The following is an 812-nucleotide window of genomic DNA, read 5'->3' as shown; positions in this document are numbered from 1 at the left end:
GATGGCTCCCGCGACGGGGTCCGCGCTCCCGACCGAGTCGTCGACCCGCTTCTCCCCCGTGATTGTCAGCTTCTTGTCCGCCTGTCCCTTCGGTGTGTCGAAGGATTCCGCCACGAGGTCCCCCCGGATTTCGATCGACTCGGTCTTACCGCCGCCACCCGCGGTGAGGTGGAAATCGCTGGTCGTCTGGAGCACCGCGTTATCGCTGGCGTTGCCCTTCCCCGGATACGACCCGCCGGTGGAGTCGTAGCTGTCGGCGTACAGGGTGTTTATGCCGCCGAACTCGAGCCGTGACGTGCCGAGCGCAGAGACGCCCGCGCTGAGCGTCGGGTGGACGGTCTCGGTTCGGAGCGCGACGCGGACCTCCGTCGGCGACACCTGCGTGACGTTCGCTCGCGTCCGGGTCTCGAAGAACCGCCCCCACGCCTCCGCGTACTGGCTCTCGACCGTGACCGTCACGTTCCCGCCCAGCAGCGGGTTCGAGACGTTCTCGGAGGGGAACAGCCCCTCCGGGTGTTTCGAGGTGGCCGTCACGACGGCGTCGTCGCCGAGCCGCCCGTCGACCCCGTCGATCGTCACGAGCGGGAGCGTGAGGGTGTCGCCGCGGTAGTGGAACTCGGGCGGGGACACCATCCACGACCCGTCGCCGTTCGACCGCCAGACCCCGCCGCCCTGATACGCCACCCGGTCGTCGCCCCGCTCGTAGACGACGGCGCCGAGCGTGACGTTCTCCGTCACCGTCTCGATCCCGCCCGTCTCGTTTTCGGCTTCGACCTCGATCCGCATCACTCCCGCCTCGTCGTCGACGCGCA

Annotated in this window: 1 pseudogene; it reads right to left on the bottom strand. The window is 69.1% G+C overall.

The features are described from left to right. Positions 1–812 (bottom strand): annotated as a pseudogene (locus DJ75_RS18615) (hypothetical protein); the annotation flags it as partial.

Source organism: Halorubrum sp. Eb13, from assembly GCF_002252895.1.
Lineage (GTDB): Archaea > Halobacteriota > Halobacteria > Halobacteriales > Haloferacaceae > Halorubrum.
This window is presented reverse-complemented; position numbering and strand designations above follow the sequence as displayed.